Consider the following 17,223-nt stretch of genomic DNA (forward strand, 5'->3'; position numbering starts at 1 on the left):
GTGGCGGCGCTTGCGTTGAGCGCCGCCTGTGTTGGCCCGGTGATACTGCGGCTTCTAGTTTAGGCCGCGCGCAGCGGCAGGTTTTTCACGTTCGGGGCACGGTTGGGGGACATGCCGTTCCTCGCCAGCGTTTCTTCCACGCTGTCATATTGCACGCCGATGCGGTAGATGGCGCGAGCCTCCTTGCCGCTGGCAATCTCACGGCCCAGTTCATGCGCCACGCGCACGCACTGCTCGATCTGCTGCACGGACGTCATGCGGTTGCCGTGCTGGTCGATGATCGTGTCTTCAATGCCGCAGCGCGGGTGCAGGCCCATTGCCATGGCCATCATGTTGAAGGGCAGCACGTTCTTGAGCAGCGACTCGGCCGTCAGCGTGCAACCATCCGGCGCGCGGTGGATGAAGTTGAAGAAGTTGAACGGGTTGGGGCCGTCGAAGCCGCCGCCAATGCCGATCCACGTCAGGTTGAGCGGGCCCTTGTAGACGCCCTTGCGGACCACGCGCTCCAGCGTTTCCAGCGCGTGGATGCCGGTCAACTGGAAGTGCGGTTGCACACCGGAGGCCTGCAGACGGCGCAGGTGCTCCTCCAGCCAGGCGGGGCCGGCGGGCACGGTCATTTCTGCGTAGGCCGCAGCCAGCGCCGGATTGGCCAGCGATGTGCCTTCCAGATACGCCGGATACAGCAGCTCCATGATGTTCATCTGCGTGGTGTTGACCGCCACGGTCACCTGGTCCGGCGCCGGGGTCAGGTCGGCCAGCATGTGGCGCGTGTCGTCCGACAGCCACTTGGCGGCTTGCCCCTCGTCTTCCGGCGCAAAAGAAATCGAGCCGCCTACCTGGATGATCATGTCGGGCACCGCCGCACGCACGCCGGCAATCAGCTCGTTGAATTTCGAGAGCCGCTTGGAGCCCTTGCCGTCCAGTTCACGCACGTGCAGGTGCAGCACGGTCGCACCAGCGTTGTAGCAATCGACGGCCTTCTGCACCTGTTCTTCCATCGTGACCGGAATATCTTCGGGAAAATCTTCCGGCATCCATTCCGGGCCGTACGGCGCAACGGTAATGACGACTTTGTCCTGGTTTTCCGGGTGCAGCGAATCATCGAGGAATTGCATGTTTGGGGCTCCTGTAGGGGATGTCTCGGCTGGACTTCACTATAGGGAAGCGGTAGCTTTGAATTTCTCAATTGGCGCCAAATTTTTCTCTTTGGGTGCCATTCCGTGTAAACACCAAGACGGCTCGAAGCCCACTGAAACCTATGGAAACGATGGTGCGTGCCCGCTCGCTCAACGGCTACTTCCAGGTCGTGCGGCGGCTCGGTTTCAACCCGCAGGAGGCGCTGCGGCAGGTGGGTCTGGACCCCGCCAGACTGACCGATCCAGAGCAGCTTGTCTCGGTCGTGGCGACGTGCCAGTTGATGGAGATCACCGCCGCCAACGCCCCGTGCCCGACGCTCGGGCTGCAGATGGCCGAGGCGCGCCAGGAACTGGATTTCGGTGTGCTCGGGTTGTTGCTCGCCCACAAGCGCACGCTGCGCGAGGCGCTGCAGGCCATCATCCAGTACCGCCACCTGCTGAACGAGGCGCTGGCGATCTACCTGGAATCCGACGGCGACATGGTCGTCATTCGCGAAGAGGTGATCACCGAGACGCCGGTGCCGCTGCGGCAGGCCAACGAGCTGGCCGTCGGCGTGCTGGCCCGGACGTGCAGCGCGCTGCTCGGGGTTCACTGGAAGCCGCGCAGCGTCCATTTCACCCATGGCGCTCCCACCGACGTCAGCCTGCACCGGCGCGTGTTTGGTTGCCCCATCGTGTTCGGCAGCGACTTCAACGGCATCGTCTGCGCGGCTGCCGATCTGGAGACGCCCAACCCCGCAGCCGACCCGGCACTCGTGCGTTATGCGGAAAGCCTTGCCGAGCCGCTCAATGTGTCGGCGCAAGAGGCGGTGGTGCAGGACGTGCGTCGCGCGATCTACCTGCTGCTGCCGCTGGAGCGTGCGTCTGTCGAGCAGGTGGCAGACCACCTCCACCTGAGCGTGCGGACCTTGCAACGCCAGTTGGAATCGGCCGGCATGACGTTCTCTGACCTGGTGGAGGAGGTCCGGCACAACCTCGCCGTTCGCTACATGGCGAACCCGAGCTACCGGATCGGGCGGGTAGCTGCGTTGCTCGGCTACACGCGGCAGGCGTCGTTCACGCGCTGGTTCATCGCCCACTTTGGCATGACGCCGCGCGCCTGGCGCGATCTGCAGCGCGGCGACCGCGGTGCCGACGCGGCTCAAGCAGGTTCGAGCCCGGCCGATGTATCGTCCGCACGCGGCTGACGCGCCAGCCGCACCGCGGGCGATTGCAGGATGCACAGCAACTGCAGCGCAAAGCCCGCCACCGCCATCAGCAGGCACGCCCCCGCACCGGCGTGTGCGGCGAGCCACGCGGCCATTGCCGCGCCGATCGGCCGAGCGCCATACGACATCACATTCACTGCGGATACACGCGCCAGCAACGCGGGCGGCGTTACCGTTTGCCGCAGCGTGGTGGTGCTCACCACCCACAGAATCGGCCCGCAACCCAGCAGAAAGAAGCCGGCCTGTGCCAGCGCCGGCCACGGCTGCCAAAGGGTGGCCGCAAGCAGAACACCGCCCGCCAGTCCGCACACCGGGCCAGTTGCCACCACATGACCGAAGCGCCAGCGCGCCAGAATGCGCGCGGCCAGCAGCGCGCCAATCACCATGCCCGCACCGTACATGCCTAGCGTCAGCCCAATCGCTTGTGCAGAGAGGTTCAACCGATGCGCCGCGTACGGAACGAAGATGGCAAACACCATGAAGAACGCCATGGTGAAGACGCACTGCGTGATGAACACCGGCCGCAGCAGTGGATGGTGGAACACGAAGCGCGCGCCCTCGGCAATGTCGCGCAGCGGGTGCGCCGCGTGCCGCGCCACGGGCTCCGGAGCCGTCACACCTGCCAGCAGCGCCGCAGCCATGGCGGACAACGCCGCCGCCAGCGCGAATGCTGTCATCGAGCCGGTCCAGCCGATCAACGCACCGCCGATAGCCGGCCCGCACGCAAATGCAATCGTGCGCGCCAGCTCGATGCGGCCGTTTGCGCGCGCAAGCATCGCTGCCGGCACGAGCGAAGGCACCAGCGCTGGCGCCGCCACGCTGAACACCACCGTGCCGCACACCGCAATAAAGCCCAGCACGCCCAGCGTTGCCAGGTTCAGCCGCCCCGCCACCAGCAGGCACGCCACAACAAACAACGCCAGCGCGCGCACCGCCTCTGCGCCGGCCATCAATGCGCGTTTGGGCCAACGGTCCGCCAGCATGCCCACAGGAATGGCAAACAGCACAAACGGCAGCGTGAGGACCACCTGCAGCCAGCTCGCTGTGCTGGCGTCGGCACGCAGGGTAAGCACCGCAACCATTGGCATGGCGGCCAGCGCAATCTGTTCGGCCGACTGCGCGGCCAGGTTCGAGGCCGCCAGCCGGTTGAAGCCCGGCGGCAGGCGGTCGACAGCAGAGTCATGGGGATCGGACATCGCACACTCCTGAAAATGTTCACTTCAGGGTAGGGACAGCGATGCCTGGAAGCGCTCCGCTTCTTGCGGGCGAACTCGGAACTCGGAGCGTGATTACAAGATGGGGGCGAACAGCTTGGCCACGTGCATGATCACGCGGCGCAGCGGGTGTGCACGTTCGTATTCGTCGCGGCCAACGCGAGCGGCTTCGGCGAAATCGACTTCGAGCATCTGTGCGACGTCATTGGCGAAGCGCGGGTCGGCGGTCATGATCATCAGCTCGAAGTTCAGGCGGAACGAGCGGTTGTCGAGGTTGGCGCTACCCACGGCGGCGGCCTCGTCGTCGATCAGCACGACCTTCTGGTGCAGGAAGCCTGGCAGGTAGCGGTAGATTTTCACGCCTGCGCGGATCGCCTGATATGCATACAGCGTGGAGGCCAGGAACACCATGTGATGGTCTGGCCGTGACGGGATCAGGATGCGCACGTCCACCCCGCGCAGCACGGCCAGGCGAAGCGCGGCAAACACAGCTTCGTCTGGTATGAAGTACGGCGACGTAATCCACAGCCGCTTGCGCGCCGATTGAATGGCTTCCATGAAGAACAGCGAGCAGGTTTCCTGCTTGTCTGCCGGGCCGCTAGCCACCACCTGACAGACCATGTCTTCCTCAGGCCGCAGTTCGGGCACGATCAACTGCGGCACTTCGCGGGCGGCCCAATACCAGTCTTCGGCAAAGGTCAGCTGCAAGTCCATCACCGCCGCACCGACGATCTCGATATGCGTGTCGCGCCACGGTGCGAGCGGCGGCTTTTCACCCATGTATTCGTTGCCGACGTTGTGGCCACCAACGTAAGCGCGCTCGCCATCCACCACCACGAGCTTGCGGTGGTTGCGGAAGTTGAGCTGGAAACGGTTGACGAACCCGGCGTGTGTGGAGAACGGCTTGGCCTGCACGCCGCCTTCAATCAGGCGCTGCACATAGCGGCGGGGCAGCGCGTGGCAGCCGATGCTGTCGAAGAGAAAGTACACCCGCACCCCGGCACGTGCGCGCTCGAGCAGCAGTTCGGCCAGGCGGCGGCCGAGCGTGTCGTCATGCACGATGAAGAACTGGACGATCAGCACGCGCCGCGCCTGTGCAATCGCCGCAAAGACGGCATCGAAGGTTTCCGCGCCGTTGACGAGCAGACGCACGCGATTCCGGGCCAGGCACGGTGTGCCGGTCAGGCGCGGCAAGGCCTGCATGCAGGTGTGCTGCGGCGCAACGACGCTGGATTCATGGTCGCGCAGGCGGCGCCAGTCGTCGGAGAGGGTGATTTCGCGCAGGCGGGCGTTGTGAAAGCGTCGCGCATCCACATAGCCGGCAAAGGTGCTTCGCCCGAAGATCAGATAGGGGATCAGCGTGAACTCCGGCAGCGTGACGAGCGAAATGGCCCACGCGATGGCACCCTGTGACGTGCGCACGGTCAGCACGGCATGCATGGCCGCGAGCACGCCCACGCAGTGCACGAAAAAGAGGAACGTGGCAAATGCCGTGGTGTTGGTCAGCATTGAAGGCAACGGGGGGAAACAGCACACCGTTGGTCATTTTGACACGCTCGGGGTGGCGTCGGATAAACACGGATATTGCCCCGGCTGATATCTCGCGTAGTCTGGCCGTGGCGTCGGTTCAGGCACGCCACATGCTGGTGTGAAGTAGACGTCCTCTCGACCTGCCGTACCCAACACAACATCGAACATGCAAGGGCACCCGAGGAACCTCCCGATCGCGTATCTGCGCGCCTGGTTTGCGTGTCTGGCCATCGCGCTGGTGACGGGTTGCGCAAGCTTGCCGGAACACGTCGATCGCCCCGTGACGACGGCGCTGCCCAATGCCGAGTCGGCCACCTCGCTCGGGCGCCTCGCACAGTCGAATGCGCCCTCGGCAGATGTGTCCGGCTTCCGGCTGATCCCGTCGGGCGAAGAAGCCTATGCCACGTTGCTCACGCTGGCCGACCGGGCCGAGCGCACGCTGGACTTGCAGTACTTCATCATTGCGAGCGACAACAGCGTGCGCGAACTGATGCGCCATGTGCGGGCCGCTGCCGACCGCGGGGTACGCGTACGCATGCTGGTCGACGATCTGCACAGCGATGGGCGCGATCTGGCATTTCTCAAATTCTCGTCGCACAAGAACATCGACGTGCGGCTGTTCAACCCGTTTCCGGGCGGGCGGATGTCGAACGTCACACGGTACCTGAGCGGTGCCGCCGAGTTCCGCCGCGTCAATCGGCGCATGCACAACAAGGCGTTCATTGCTGACAACGCCTTGGCCGTGACGGGCGGGCGCAATCTGGGCGCTGAATATTTCACGCAGAACCAGACCACCAACTTCGTCGATCTGGACGTGCTGGCCGCGGGGCCGGCGGTGCGCCAGTTGTCGTCGGCGTTCGATGCGTACTGGAATAGCGAGTTTGCCTATCCGGTGCAGGCACTGGCGCCCGAGCCGAGCAAGGCGCATCCGCCCGAGCCGAGAGAGGGCAACTATCCGCCGCCGGTGACGATGCCCAACCGGCCGGAAGGGCCGCCGCAGCATATCGATGTGCCGACCCGGCCGATCGACATGGGCTCCGGTTCGGCCAAGCCGGCGTCCGATCAGACGATCTCGCAGCTCGAGCAACGCCGCAACCAGACCGATCTCGCCAGCCCCGCGCCGGAGCAGCCCTTGCCGCTCAAGCCCGCCCCGCGCGATTGGTTCCTGGCTGATCAGATCGCCCGTGGCCGCCTGAGCCTGGAATGGGCGCCCGCGCAGGTGATCGTCGATCGTCCAGCCAAGGTGTCGGGTGACGAGGTCGAGCCTGGCGGCGAGCGCCTCGCCCAGACGCTTCTGCGTCTGGTTGACGAGGCCAAGCGCGAGGTGGTGCTGATCTCGCCGTACTTCGTGCCGGGCAAGCGCGGTGTCGAGGTAGCCAAGCGCCTGCAGGATCGGGGCGTGCGGCTGCGTGTGCTGACCAACTCACTGGCAGCGACCGACGCGCCCATCGTGCATGTGGGTTACGCGAAATATCGCGGCGCGCTGATCGACGACGGTGTCGAACTGTACGAACTGCGCCCGACGCTGGGCGATCGCCCGAAGATGTTCGGCACGTTCCGTTCGTCGCAGGCAAGCCTGCATGTGAAATCGATCGTGGTGGACCGCAGCACGCTGTTTGTCGGCTCGATGAACATCGACCCGCGCTCCATCGGGCTGAATACGGAAACGGGGTTGATCATCCGCAGCCCGGTGCTGTCGGATGCGGTAGCCAAGCTGTTTGACGACTCGGTGCGCGACAGCGCCTACCGGGTGACCAAGGACGACGGCCACTTGCGCTGGACCACGCATGAGAACGGCAAGGAGGTCGTCGTCGATCACGAGCCGGAAGTGGGCCTGGGCCGCAGGACGTGGATCCAGATGTTGGCGCCGTTTACCCCGGAAGAGCTCCTGTAGCGGCGCTAAAAAAAAACGCCGCAAACTTGCGGCGTTTCTCATCTCAAGCCAGGGACTCCCCGGCCGTCCTTCATTACATCTTCTGCTTGGTGTTGTCAGCAGCGTTTTCCAGCTTCTGGCCGCCCGTCTGAATGTCCTTGCCCATGCCGGCCATCGTATTGCAGCCTGCCAGGACGACGCAGCCCAGGGCCAGCAGCGCGATCAGTTTCTTCATCTCGATCCCCTAGTGAGCCGTGCGGTATCCCGCACGATGTTTGCGTAATTGCCACCCCAACGGTGGCGCAACCCGCATTTTAGTGCCACCTCGCGCACGCGGGTGCGTCGGCCGCATCTTTTTTACTTCTTGCATATCACTTGCGGCGCATTCCGGACATTCGCGGTGATGCCCTCTATTTCCGCCGTCGCCTGCCGTTAGCACCTTTGGGAGTGAACAGGGTGCCTGGAGAGGGGCGCGGGAAGACGATCTCTGCGCCGCACGGCCCAATCATGCGGGGGAAAACAATATGTGGAAGTGGATGGATACGAGCATTCGCACGCGGCTGACGTTCCTGGTCGCGGTATTTGCAGTCATGATTGCCGTGGTGGGTTTCGCCGGTATCACGACCGGCCGGGCGACCAACGATGATTTGCGCGCGGTGTATCTGGAAGATGCCAAGGGCCTGGACCTGCTGGCAAAAGACACCATCAACCTGCTGTGGGCGCGCATTCACCTGACCAATTTCGATGCAGTCTCGTCGCCTGAAGAGCTCAAGAAGCTGCTGTCCGATGCGCACACGATGGTCAACACAGCCAACGATGCCTGGGCCCAGTTCATGAAGCTGCCGATTGCAGATGCGGATCGCGCCCAACTGCAAGCCGCCGACGCGGCGCGCACCAAGTTCGTCAAGACCGCGCTGGAGCCGGCCATCGCCGCACTGGAACGCAGTGACCTCACCACGTACCGCGAACTGAACACGAACCTGGTGCCGAAGCTGTTTGTGGATTACGACTCGGCGCTCGGGCCCCTGGTCGGGGCGCGCTTCAAGTACGGCCAGCAACGCTTTGACCATTCCCAGTCGCGCTATGCGATGAGCATCTGGATCTCTGGTGGCTTGCTGGCCGCCGCGCTGGTGCTGTCGGTGGTGGCGCGTGGCGTGCTTGGCCGCACTGTGGTGCGTCCGCTTGAGCGCGCCATTCAGGTGTTCGAACGCATGGCAGCGGGCGACCTCGCCGCACGCATGGAAGGCCAGACCGCTGCGGGGCGCCGCGACGAAACCGCACGCCTGATGCATGCGGTGTCGTCCATGCAAACGAGCCTGCAGCAGATCATCGGCCAGGTGCGCACGGGCTCGGATTCGATCGCCAGTGCCACCAAGCAGATCGCCGCGGGCAATGCCGACCTGTCGCAGCGCACGGAGCAGCAGGCATCGTCGCTGGAAGAAACGGCGTCGAGCATGGAAGAGCTGACGAGCATCGTGAAGCAGAACGCCGACAACGCGCGTCAGGCAAGCACGCTGGCCGTCAATGCATCGGATATTGCCGTCAAGGGCGGGGAAGTCGTGGGCCGCGTGGTGGACACGATGGCTGGCATCAACGAAAGCAGCCGAAAGATTGCCGACATCATCGGCGTGATTGAAGGCATTGCGTTCCAGACCAACATCCTCGCGTTGAATGCCGCGGTGGAAGCCGCACGCGCGGGCGAGCAGGGCCGCGGCTTTGCTGTTGTTGCCGGTGAAGTGCGCAGCCTCGCACAGCGCAGCGCCACGGCTGCCAAAGAGATCAAGGAACTGATTGGCGATTCGGTGGGCCGCGTGCAGAACGGTACGACCCTCGTGGCCGAAGCTGGCACGGTGATCGACGAGGTGGTGGTGGCCGTGCGCCGCGTGACCGACATCATGGGCGAGATCAGCGCTGCGTCGGAAGAGCAGAGCAGCGGCATCGAACAGGTCAACCAGGCCGTCACGCAGATGGATCAGGTGACGCAACAGAATGCAGCGCTGGTCGAACAGGCTGCGGCTGCGGCGGAATCGCTGGAAGAGCAGGCGGAGGCGCTGCGTAGCGCCGTGGCGGTCTTCCGCGTCGAGCACGCGTAAGCAGCACGCGCGCAAGCCCCAATGCCCTTCCGCCGTGCAAGCGGGAGGGCATTTTCTTTTACGGCATCAGATCGCGTGCGCGCTCGGCAATCACGTCTTGTGTGTCGTCGATCCAGCGAGCAGGGAAGGGCTGCGAAAGCAGGTAGCCCTGGATCACGTCGCACCGGCAGGCGCGCAATGCGTGGAGCTGCGCGGCGGTTTCCACGCGCGTGGCGGTGACGGGCACGCCCGCGCCATGCGCGGCAGTCACCAGGCGTTGCAGCACCGCATGATCGCTCGCGTTGGTCACCGCGTTGACGATGGCCTGATCGAGCTTGACCTGATCGGGGCGGAACGTTGCCAGGCAATCAAGGCTGTGCGCGGTGGCGCCAAAATCTTCCACTGCCACGCGTGCGCCGCAGGCGTGCAGAGCTTCCACGGCTTTCTGCGCCGAACCGTTGGCACGGTGCAGCGTGTGTTCCGATATTTCGAAGACGAGGCGTGTGGCCGGAACCGCGTGGCGCGCCGCAATCTCGAGCACCACGTCGCTCAATTGCGGATCAAGCAGCTGCGCAACCGACAAATTGACGGCTGCATGCACGCCTGGCTGGTGCCGGCTGTTGCGTCCCGCGCGCTGGGATTCCTCGCGCAGCAGCCCGGCCAGCATCTGGGCGGCGTTGTCGAGCACCCAGTGGCCCACCTCGCGAATGTCGCCCGTCTGCTCCAGGATCGGCAGAAAATCGGCAGGCGCCACGACTCCCAGTTCCGGTGAAATCCAGCGCAGCAAAAATTCGTAGCCGACGATCCGGCCGTCGGTCAGGCTCAGTTGCGGCTGCAGGTTCAGGCTGAACTGACGGCGCGCAAGCGCATGGCGCAGCCGGGCGGCCAGGCGTGGATGCTCGGCGGCGGCGTCGTATCCATCAATGGCGGCGGTGTTCCCGCCCGAGATCGGAGGCATGGCCGCCGGGGCATACAGCGCCGGGCTTTGTTCGGCACCGTGCTGGACCCCGTAGAGCGCCCGGTCGGCCTGTTCAATCAGCCGAGCTGCATCGGAAGGCATGGTTTCAAAAAGCGTCATGCCGATGCTGCACGAGCAGACCAGTTCGTAACCATGCGTGATGAAAGGTCGCGTGAGTGCCGCGGAGATCCGCCGCGCGAGGTCGTGCACGTCTTGTGCCGAGACGAAATCTGCGCAGGCAACGGCAAAGGTTTCAGGGCCGACGCGCCCGACGATGGGTGCGATGCCATTCGCTGGCGGCACGCTCAACGCTTCAAGCCGCGATGCACATTCGACGATGACCTCTCGCGCGGCCAGCGGCCCGAGCGTGTTGGTGGCCTCGGCAAAATGGTCGAAGCCGATCAGCAGCAGTGCGCCGATTGCATCCTGGCGTGCGGGTTGCGGCATGGCAGCCAGCAGCTGGACGAATCGTTCGCGGTCCGGCAATCCGGAGATTGGGTCCAGACTCGCTGGCGCGGCAGACCTTGCGCGGCTCATAAATGGGGATCGTCCTGCAAATGCCTTTAAAACGGAAATACGTGCACTCGGCGCACTTTCAATTGTATAGCTTTGTCACAAGCTCGCCTTCGGCATCATAAGCTGAAAACCGGCCATGGAGGCCGCTTCCGGGCATGTTTTCGGATGCGTCCGGCAGGCGGTTTTAACGTTTAACAGCAATTAAGTCTGATCAAAAAAAATCGAATATCAGGTCTGTCTGCACGTTACACCATACGCTGGCCGCCCCAAAGCAGCTGTTCATAGATAAAGCACTGCAGCAGCATTTTTTGAGCAGCGACCAATTCGATGAATTCCACGCCGTATTGGTAAACGTTGGGCAGGTCGGCCGGCTTCTCACTTCGCACGAGGGCCGCGGCCACCAGTTCGGAGTGGTAGTCGCGCGTCTTCACGCGAAAGCGCAGACGCGCCGGCGCGCCGCTCACTTCCAGCCGATGCGCGGAGCGGAATGACGCGCCCGTGGTGCTGATGTCGGAGATATGGATCATGCGCGGCGGGTCGCCGCTCACCAGCATCTTGCCGACCACGTTGGCACGCACGCGCAGCGATTTGCGCAACATGCGGTTCTTGATCCGCCGCGGTGGTGACAACACGACGTATTCGAACGGGATGCGGCACACCCCCATCACCGTGCATTCGAAACTGGCAATGCCCTCGCCCGAGAAGGCGTGGATTTCCACCAGCTCGTCCTTGACCGGCATGACCGTGCGGCCGTTGTCGGTTGGCATGGTGATGAGCAGATGGCGCTGCGGGCTGTAGCCCATCACGCGCGCGGCTCCCTTGGTCTGGCCGGCGCCTGCGGTCAGGCGCACGGTCAGCATGCCGCCGGGGCGCAAGCCCAGCAGCTCCAAGGCGATCGTGCGTTCGCCGTCAGGGTCGTCGCCCATGTCGGGGAACATCGTGTTCGGGAACTGCGTATTTGCAAACGCGGGTGCAGGCGCGGGCGTGCCGTCCGCCAGACGGTGCGGGCGGTGCAGCGTGCACAGCAAGTCGACCTCCTCCGGAGAGTGGATGACGTCGCCCTTCGGGACGAGCAGCTGCCCGTCGGCGTCAAGCATCGGCCACGGCAGGGGGATCGCAAGCGGAATGTCGAGAGGTTGAAGTTCGAGCATGGCAATAGGGGAGCCAACAGCCGCGCACGGCTCCACCGGTTTTATACGGCCAAATGTTGCATAACTTTAAGCGCACTTATTGTGCGGGGTGCGTGGCACGCCCGTTGCGACCCCGCAGCCATGATCGAGCACAATGTCGGTTCCAAAGTGGATGGGGTGGACACGCGCATGGCGTCTCGGCGGCATTTCTGGGCGGCGGTGGAGCAGTTTGCGCGCTATGTCGTCATCGGCGGGGGCGCGACGCTGGCGCATTATGTGGTGCTGTTCGGGCTGGTGCAGGTGGGCGTCTCGCCCTGGCGGGCGTCGGTGGCGGGCAGCGTGATCGGGGCCACGCTCAACTACTTCATCAGCCGGCAGGCCGTCTTCAACAGCACGCGCGGGCACGTCGGCGCGATGGTGCGGTTCGGCCTGGTGGCCTTTCTTGCGCTCGGTTGTAACGCGACCATCATGGCCATCGGTCTGGGGATTGGCCTGTATTACCTGATCGCGCAGGTGTTCGCCTCGGCCATCACGGCCATCTTCAACTTCCTGGTGCACCGGTACTGGACGTTTCGTGACGCCGACGCAGTCGGCGCGCCAACTGAGCCGCAGCCGACCATCGTGCCGGAGCGGCCCACGCATCACGGGCCCTGAGAGGCCCTGCCCGGATTAATGTCGGCTTGCCACGCTGTGCAGGCCGGCCGTGGTTTCCGTAACAAACGTCACTTCGCCGATGCCGTCAGCAGGCGGCGTGGGGGCATCGTCACGCAGGCGCTCCACCACGAGGTGTACATCGATTACATCGGCCACACCGGATGCCTCCAGCGACACAAGTGCGGCCAGCTGCGCAATCGCAAACGTATCCGCGAGCAGCGGCGTGTCGTCGTGGAGATCGCCGGCAACGCGTGCAGGTGAGGTGTTGCCGGTAGCGCGCGTGCGGTGCTGTGCCGTCTCACGGGCGCGATAGGCGAAGTAGGCGTCGGCAAAGTGCACGCGGTGCGCGTCGAATACGCGCACGGCGGCGGTAAGGGCATCGTCCACCCAGGCTGGATCGACTGGTGCCGTGCCGGGCTCCGTCCCTTCGGGTAGGCCCGCAAGCTTGAGTGCATACCGATGCGTCTGCGTGCCGGGGGCGACAAAACTCAATTCCATACAACCTCCCACAACCGCGTGCGCTTGTGCCGCGGCTCGCCGTGTTTGAATTCGCCCCCCCGAGCGATATTGAAGAATAGTAACGGAGCGGGCCGTTTGCGCGTTTCGTCCTTCCGGATGAGATTGAGCGGCCTTGTCTTAACCTTAAGACATTCACAATGTGGAGATTGGGTGGCACCCACGTGGCAAACGGTTGCGTGCCGGCAGCGTCTGTGCGACCTAACCGAACGGCTAACTGCTTCGCCCAGGGGGCCGGTGTACAGTTATCGGGTGTCTGGCGACGCCGGGCAGCTGTCGACAATCGACGTCGACAAACGCAGACGGGAATGACGCGGGGCGCGTTTCCTTCGCGTCATCTCGCGCACATGGGGACCCAAAGCGGGCACGCGGTCCATGTCCCCTCGCGGGAAGGGATTGCCCCGTTAACTCGCGGCTTCTATAGTCCGCCTCGATTCGTGCGCTTGCAACGCACCTAGGTCTGCCATTACCCGCCGCCAACTGGGCCACGCAGACCACGAGACCGGTTACGGGGATCACGCCAACTGCCGCCGCGCGCCTAACGCAACGATTGCGTCATGGGGCACCGACGGTGCGATGGCCATCATATCAACCACACCCCGGGACTGCCGCATTCGCGAAACAGCATCGCCATGCTTGAGGACCACCACTTGTACAAGGCTGCGATCGAACATTCGCCGATAGGAATCGGCCTGTGCGCGCCGGAGGGTCGCTTCCTCGACGTGAACCGAGCACTGTGCGCGCTGACCGGCCACGAAGCGCAGGCGCTGCGCGCGCGCGATCTGTTTGACCTGTGCCACCCCGACCACACTGAACGCACACGACATGGTGTCGAGTCGCTGCTCGCCGGTCGGCGCGACACGCTGTCGATGGAAACGCGCCTGGTCCGCCAGGACGGCACCACGGTCTGGGTGCAGACCGACGTGGCGGTGGCGCGCGACGACGGCAACGAGCACCTTGTCGTGCAGATGCAGGACGTGACCGCGCGGCGCCTGGCGCTGGAATCGCTGCGCGCGTCGGAGCAACGGCTGGCCTATGTGCTGGACGGCGCGGGGCTGGGTACGTTTGACTGGTCCACGCGTGCACGGCATGTGTCGTTCAACCGTCGGACGGCCGACATGCTCGGCTACGAGCCAACGGATCTGTCCAACGATCCGGATGCCTGGTTCGCCATGGTGCATCCGCAAGACGCGGCCTTGAGCGCGCGACGCATCTATCGCCACATGCGCGGCGATGCCGACAGCTTTGAAGTTGAACAGCGCATGCGCGCGCGCCATGGTCAATGGATCTGGGTGGCGGCGCGCGGCCGCGTGACCGAGCGCGATGCCCGCGGCACGGCCACGCGCGTGAGCGGCACGCTGCTCGACGTGACACAGCGGCGCACGGCGCTGGACCGGGCGCACCACCTCGCGCTGCACGATCCGCTGACGGACTTGCCCAATGCACGTTTGTTGCGCGATCGCCTGTTCGTCGCCATTCAGGCGGCACGTCGCGCGCGCGGCCAGGTTGCGGTCGTGTTGATCGATCTCGATCGCTTCAAGCCCGTCAACGATGAGTACGGCCACGGGGTTGGCGATCTCGTCCTGAAGGCTACGGCCATGCGGTTGCGCAGCGGGCTGCGTGCCTCGGACACGGTGGCGCGCCTGGGCGGCGATGAGTTTGTCGCCGTCCTCACGCACTGCGCCACGCGCGACGATGTGACGCAAACCGTTGAACGCCTGATCGAAGAATTGCAGACGCCGTTCCGTGTGGAAGGCCATGTGCTGTCGATGGGCGTGAGCGCCGGCGTGGCGCTGTATCCGACCGACGGGCATGACGCGCAGACGCTCATCCGCAATGCCGACGCAGCGATGTATGAAGTCAAACGCGCCGGCGGCAACGGCGTGGGCTTCCATGCCTCGCTCAATTACGAGCGGCTGATGGGCATGCGATCGCGTGATCGCGACCTCGACGGCGACGCGCGTTGATTCACCGCCGCACGCAAAAACAAAACGGCCCGCCGCAGGGCAGGCCGTCTTTCTTCAAGCGTTGCAAACGCTCAAATCTTAGAACGTGTAACGCAAGTAAAGCTCGTTCAGGTCCGTGCCCGGATTCGGGCGCTTGATCGACGCGTTCGACAGGTGTTCGAAGCGGTAGCCCATTTGGAATTGTTGCTTGCTGCCAAAGGCCACGCCCACGCCGATCATGTCGGAGAACTGGAAGGCCGTGCTGAAATAGTGCTCGTTGGACGTGCTGACGTGCGACAGCAAGCGCGGGCCGACACCAGCCTCGATGAACGGTACCCACGAGCCGCCGCGCTTTTCAAGCCGGAACAGCGGCGTCACGCCGAATTCGGTGATGTTTTGGCGGTTGGTGCCCTTGGTCGAGCGCCACTGGCCCAGCGCGACTTCCCAATCCAGATTCACGAACCAGCCTTCCGGGTTGCCCCAATGGAAGCCCGAGTCGAAGTCGAGGTCGACGCCGTATTTCTCGATGCCGTGCTTGTTGTCTTTGCCATAGATGACGCGCACGGACGGGTCAGCCTGAGCGGGCAGGGCGGCAAACAGCGTGGCGGCGCCCAGGGCGGCAGCCAGCAGCTTGGCGGAACGGGGAAGCGCGGATCGGATCATCAGAGAGAGCAGAGTCAGTTGAGCGGCGCGCGTGAATCGGGGCAACTGCGTCGGCAACCACGCGCGCGGCGGACATGGTGGCTGGCAAACAGACGGCCTGGATAGGACCGGGGCGGCTTGCAAGGCATCGGGCGACGCAATTTGCGCGCCCGATGCTGCATCAGCCGGCCCGGATGGTCGGGGCGGTCTGAAATAAAGTCCGTCGATTATAGGGGGAACTATCCGACTGCGTGCGGGCTTACGCACAAGGGGACATTGCCGGTGGCGAAATGTTGTCGGCCACCGGCAACAACAGAAGGGTTATTGCGCGGCAGGAGCGGATGCCGGTTGCAGTGCCGCCTGGCCAACCACCGGCACTTCGCCGTGCCACCCGCCGCCCAGCGCCTTGACCAGCAGGACGGCTGCCGAATATTGCTTGCCCTGCAGCGTGAGCAGCGTGCGCTCGGCATTGTAGGCCGTGGCCTGTGCGGTGATGACTTCCAGGAAGCTCACCGTGCCCGCGCGATAGCGGTTCAGATTGAGTTGCGCGGCTTCCTGCGCGGCCTTGACGGCATCGGCCTGCACGCCAAATTCCTGCGTCTGCCAGCGAAGCGCGGCGAGGTTGTCTTCGACATCCTGAAACGCGCCCAGCACCGTCTGGCGATATGTTGCGACCGACGCATCGTAAGCAGCGCCGGCCTTGTCGACGGCGGCTGCACGCGCGCCGCCATCGAACAGCGTGGCGGCCAGCGTCGGGCCGATCGACCAGACGCGGCTCGGCAGCGTTGCCAGGCGCGTGAGCGTGTTGGCTGCCAAACCTGCCGATGCGCCCAGCGTGAGCGTCGGGAAGTATGCAGCCTTGGCCACGCCGATCTGCGCGTTGGCAGCGGCCATGCGGCGCTCGGCGGCGGCGACGTCAGGGCGGCGTTCCAGCACGGCCGATGGCACTTCGAGCGGAATGGCGGGCAGGGCAGGCAAGTCGGCCGCGCTGGCAGCGGTGGCCGGGGCCAGCGAGAATTCCGCCGGCGGTTTGCCGATCAGCACCGCAATGGCGTGCTCAAGCTGCGCACGGGTGACTTCGGTATCCAGCAGCAGCGCCTGCGACTGCTTGAGCTGCGTCTGCGCGGTCAGCACATCCGATCGCTGCGCCACGCCCACCGCATACTGGTTTTGCGTGAGCTTCAGGAAGCGCTCGTAGTCTGCAACCGTGCGTTGCAAGACAGCCTTTTGAGTATCCGTGACACGCAATTGAAAATAGTTCTGCGCAAGCGTTGCCTGCGCGGACAGCAAAGCGGATGACAAATCACCGGCGCTGGCTTGCGCGCTGGCCTTGTTCGACTCCACCGATCGGCGGATGCGGCCCCACAGGTCCAGTTCCCAACTGGCGTTGAGCGAAAGGCTTTGCGAGTTGAGCAGGCTCGGGTTGCCGGTCGACAGGCTGCCGTCCGGGTTGACCGAGGTGCGCACTGAACGGCTGCGTGTGGCCGAGGCATTGGCGCCCAGCGTGGGGAAGAACGAAGCCTGCGCCGATTGCACCAGCGCCTGGGCTTGCCGGTATTGCGCCTCGGCCACCAGGATGTTCTGGTTGGCGGCGGCCACCTGTTCTTCAAGCGCGTTCAGTTGCGGGTCGTTGAAGATCTCCCACCACTTGCCGCGGGCAATGGCGTCGCTCGGGTTGGCGACTTTCCAGTCGCCGGCTTCCTTGTATTGCTGCGGCACTTCGGCGTCGGGGCGCTTGTAATCGGGCCCGACCGCGCAGGCCGAGACGAGCGCGCACGCGGCCAGCGCGAGCAACGAGGTACGAAGGGCTTGAGTGCCTCTTGTCATG

The 17,223-nt window shown here is 64.6% G+C and carries 14 protein-coding genes; 5 read left to right on the forward strand and 9 right to left on the reverse strand.

What is annotated here, in order from left to right; genetic code table 11:
- Nucleotides 1-59: 59 nt before the first annotated feature.
- On the reverse strand, nt 60-1,115 hold the full coding sequence (locus ACCD03_RS06280; RefSeq protein WP_413411118.1) for a 3-keto-5-aminohexanoate cleavage protein: 1,056 nt from the start codon (nt 1,113-1,115) through the stop codon (nt 60-62).
- 143 nt (nt 1,116-1,258) lie between these two features.
- Here ACCD03_RS06280 and ACCD03_RS06285 point away from each other — a divergent pair, with 143 nt between their 5' ends.
- A complete protein-coding gene (locus ACCD03_RS06285) occupies nt 1,259-2,323 on the forward strand; it encodes an AraC family transcriptional regulator (protein ID WP_413411120.1) in 1,065 nt (354 codons plus the stop codon).
- Here the strand turns inward: ACCD03_RS06285 and ACCD03_RS06290 are convergent.
- Both ACCD03_RS06290 and cls read right to left on the reverse strand, forming a co-directional pair.
- On the reverse strand, nt 2,278-3,540 hold the full coding sequence (locus ACCD03_RS06290; protein ID WP_413411121.1) for an MFS transporter: 1,263 nt from the start codon (nt 3,538-3,540) through the stop codon (nt 2,278-2,280). The two genes, ACCD03_RS06285 and ACCD03_RS06290, sit on opposite strands and share 46 nt — an antisense overlap.
- A gap of 93 nt (nt 3,541-3,633) precedes the next feature.
- Nucleotides 3,634-5,067 (reverse strand): cardiolipin synthase, encoded by a 1,434-nt coding sequence (cls, locus tag ACCD03_RS06295; protein WP_413411123.1) that lies wholly within the window; start codon nt 5,065-5,067, stop codon nt 3,634-3,636.
- Nucleotides 5,068-5,254: 187 nt separating this feature from the next.
- On the opposite strand from cls, the gene ACCD03_RS06300 reads away from it, so the two are divergent.
- Nucleotides 5,255-6,982 carry a phospholipase D-like domain-containing protein gene (locus tag ACCD03_RS06300; protein WP_413411124.1) on the forward strand — a complete coding sequence of 576 codons (1,728 nt, stop codon included), beginning with the start codon at nt 5,255-5,257 and terminating at the stop codon, nt 6,980-6,982.
- A gap of 73 nt (nt 6,983-7,055) precedes the next feature.
- Here the strand turns inward: ACCD03_RS06300 and ACCD03_RS06305 are convergent, their stop codons facing one another.
- Nucleotides 7,056-7,196, reverse strand: coding sequence for an entericidin A/B family lipoprotein (locus tag ACCD03_RS06305; protein WP_024978581.1), 141 nt, complete (start codon nt 7,194-7,196; stop codon nt 7,056-7,058).
- 289 nt (nt 7,197-7,485) lie between these two features.
- Here ACCD03_RS06305 and ACCD03_RS06310 point away from each other — a divergent pair, with 289 nt between their 5' ends.
- On the forward strand, nt 7,486-9,054 hold the full coding sequence (locus ACCD03_RS06310; protein WP_413411125.1) for a methyl-accepting chemotaxis protein: 1,569 nt from the start codon (nt 7,486-7,488) through the stop codon (nt 9,052-9,054).
- Between the two features lie 58 nt (nt 9,055-9,112).
- On the opposite strand, the gene ACCD03_RS06315 is transcribed toward ACCD03_RS06310, so the two are convergent.
- Nucleotides 9,113-10,528, reverse strand: coding sequence for an EAL domain-containing protein (locus ACCD03_RS06315; RefSeq protein WP_413411126.1), 1,416 nt, complete (start codon nt 10,526-10,528; stop codon nt 9,113-9,115).
- Nucleotides 10,529-10,752: 224 nt separating this feature from the next.
- Nucleotides 10,753-11,658, reverse strand: coding sequence for a flagellar brake protein (locus tag ACCD03_RS06320; RefSeq protein WP_413411127.1), 906 nt, complete (start codon nt 11,656-11,658; stop codon nt 10,753-10,755).
- 120 nt (nt 11,659-11,778) lie between these two features.
- Here ACCD03_RS06320 and ACCD03_RS06325 point away from each other — a divergent pair, with 120 nt between their 5' ends.
- A complete protein-coding gene (locus tag ACCD03_RS06325; RefSeq protein ID WP_413411128.1) occupies nt 11,779-12,291 on the forward strand; it encodes a GtrA family protein in 513 nt (170 codons plus the stop codon).
- 15 nt (nt 12,292-12,306) lie between these two features.
- Here ACCD03_RS06325 and ACCD03_RS06330 read toward each other — a convergent pair whose 3' ends face one another.
- Nucleotides 12,307-12,789: a hypothetical protein gene (locus ACCD03_RS06330; RefSeq protein ID WP_413411129.1), complete on the reverse strand. Its 483-nt coding sequence runs from the start codon at nt 12,787-12,789 to the stop codon at nt 12,307-12,309.
- 650 nt (nt 12,790-13,439) lie between these two features.
- Here ACCD03_RS06330 and ACCD03_RS06335 point away from each other — a divergent pair.
- The gene (locus ACCD03_RS06335) at nt 13,440-14,774 is read left to right on the forward strand and encodes a diguanylate cyclase domain-containing protein (protein ID WP_413411130.1); all 1,335 of its coding nucleotides are present in this window, start codon (nt 13,440-13,442) and stop codon (nt 14,772-14,774) included.
- Nucleotides 14,775-14,852: 78 nt separating this feature from the next.
- Here ACCD03_RS06335 and ACCD03_RS06340 read toward each other — a convergent pair whose 3' ends face one another.
- Nucleotides 14,853-15,416, reverse strand: coding sequence for an acyloxyacyl hydrolase (locus ACCD03_RS06340; RefSeq protein ID WP_024978588.1), 564 nt, complete (start codon nt 15,414-15,416; stop codon nt 14,853-14,855).
- A 300-nt stretch (nt 15,417-15,716) separates the two neighbouring features.
- Nucleotides 15,717-17,222, reverse strand: a complete 1,506-nt coding sequence (locus ACCD03_RS06345; protein ID WP_413411131.1) for an efflux transporter outer membrane subunit — start codon at nt 17,220-17,222, stop codon at nt 15,717-15,719.
- Nucleotide 17,223 lies beyond the last annotated feature (1 nt).

Origin of the sequence: Ralstonia sp. Ralssp135, from assembly GCF_047304345.1 — a bacterium.
In the GTDB taxonomy this organism is placed as follows: Bacteria; Pseudomonadota; Gammaproteobacteria; order Burkholderiales; family Burkholderiaceae; genus Ralstonia; species Ralstonia chuxiongensis.

What these genes read in the sequence shown, in the direction of transcription:
- ACCD03_RS06280 (WP_413411118.1), bottom strand. Translation starts at nt 1,115, where the DNA reads ATGCAATTCCTCGATGATTCGCTGCACCCGGAAAACCAGGACAAAGTC.
- ACCD03_RS06285 (WP_413411120.1), top strand. Translation starts at nt 1,259, where the DNA reads ATGGAAACGATGGTGCGTGCCCGCTCGCTCAACGGCTACTTCCAGGTC.
- ACCD03_RS06290 (WP_413411121.1), bottom strand. Translation starts at nt 3,540, where the DNA reads ATGTCCGATCCCCATGACTCTGCTGTCGACCGCCTGCCGCCGGGCTTC.
- cls (WP_413411123.1), bottom strand. Translation starts at nt 5,067, where the DNA reads ATGCTGACCAACACCACGGCATTTGCCACGTTCCTCTTTTTCGTGCAC.
- ACCD03_RS06300 (WP_413411124.1), top strand. Translation starts at nt 5,255, where the DNA reads ATGCAAGGGCACCCGAGGAACCTCCCGATCGCGTATCTGCGCGCCTGG.
- ACCD03_RS06305 (WP_024978581.1), bottom strand. Translation starts at nt 7,196, where the DNA reads ATGAAGAAACTGATCGCGCTGCTGGCCCTGGGCTGCGTCGTCCTGGCA.
- ACCD03_RS06310 (WP_413411125.1), top strand. Translation starts at nt 7,486, where the DNA reads ATGTGGAAGTGGATGGATACGAGCATTCGCACGCGGCTGACGTTCCTG.
- ACCD03_RS06315 (WP_413411126.1), bottom strand. Translation starts at nt 10,528, where the DNA reads ATGAGCCGCGCAAGGTCTGCCGCGCCAGCGAGTCTGGACCCAATCTCC.
- ACCD03_RS06320 (WP_413411127.1), bottom strand. Translation starts at nt 11,658, where the DNA reads ATGCTCGAACTTCAACCTCTCGACATTCCGCTTGCGATCCCCCTGCCG.
- ACCD03_RS06325 (WP_413411128.1), top strand. Translation starts at nt 11,779, where the DNA reads ATGATCGAGCACAATGTCGGTTCCAAAGTGGATGGGGTGGACACGCGC.
- ACCD03_RS06330 (WP_413411129.1), bottom strand. Translation starts at nt 12,789, where the DNA reads ATGGAATTGAGTTTTGTCGCCCCCGGCACGCAGACGCATCGGTATGCA.
- ACCD03_RS06335 (WP_413411130.1), top strand. Translation starts at nt 13,440, where the DNA reads ATGCTTGAGGACCACCACTTGTACAAGGCTGCGATCGAACATTCGCCG.
- ACCD03_RS06340 (WP_024978588.1), bottom strand. Translation starts at nt 15,416, where the DNA reads ATGATCCGATCCGCGCTTCCCCGTTCCGCCAAGCTGCTGGCTGCCGCC.
- ACCD03_RS06345 (WP_413411131.1), bottom strand. Translation starts at nt 17,222, where the DNA reads ATGACAAGAGGCACTCAAGCCCTTCGTACCTCGTTGCTCGCGCTGGCC.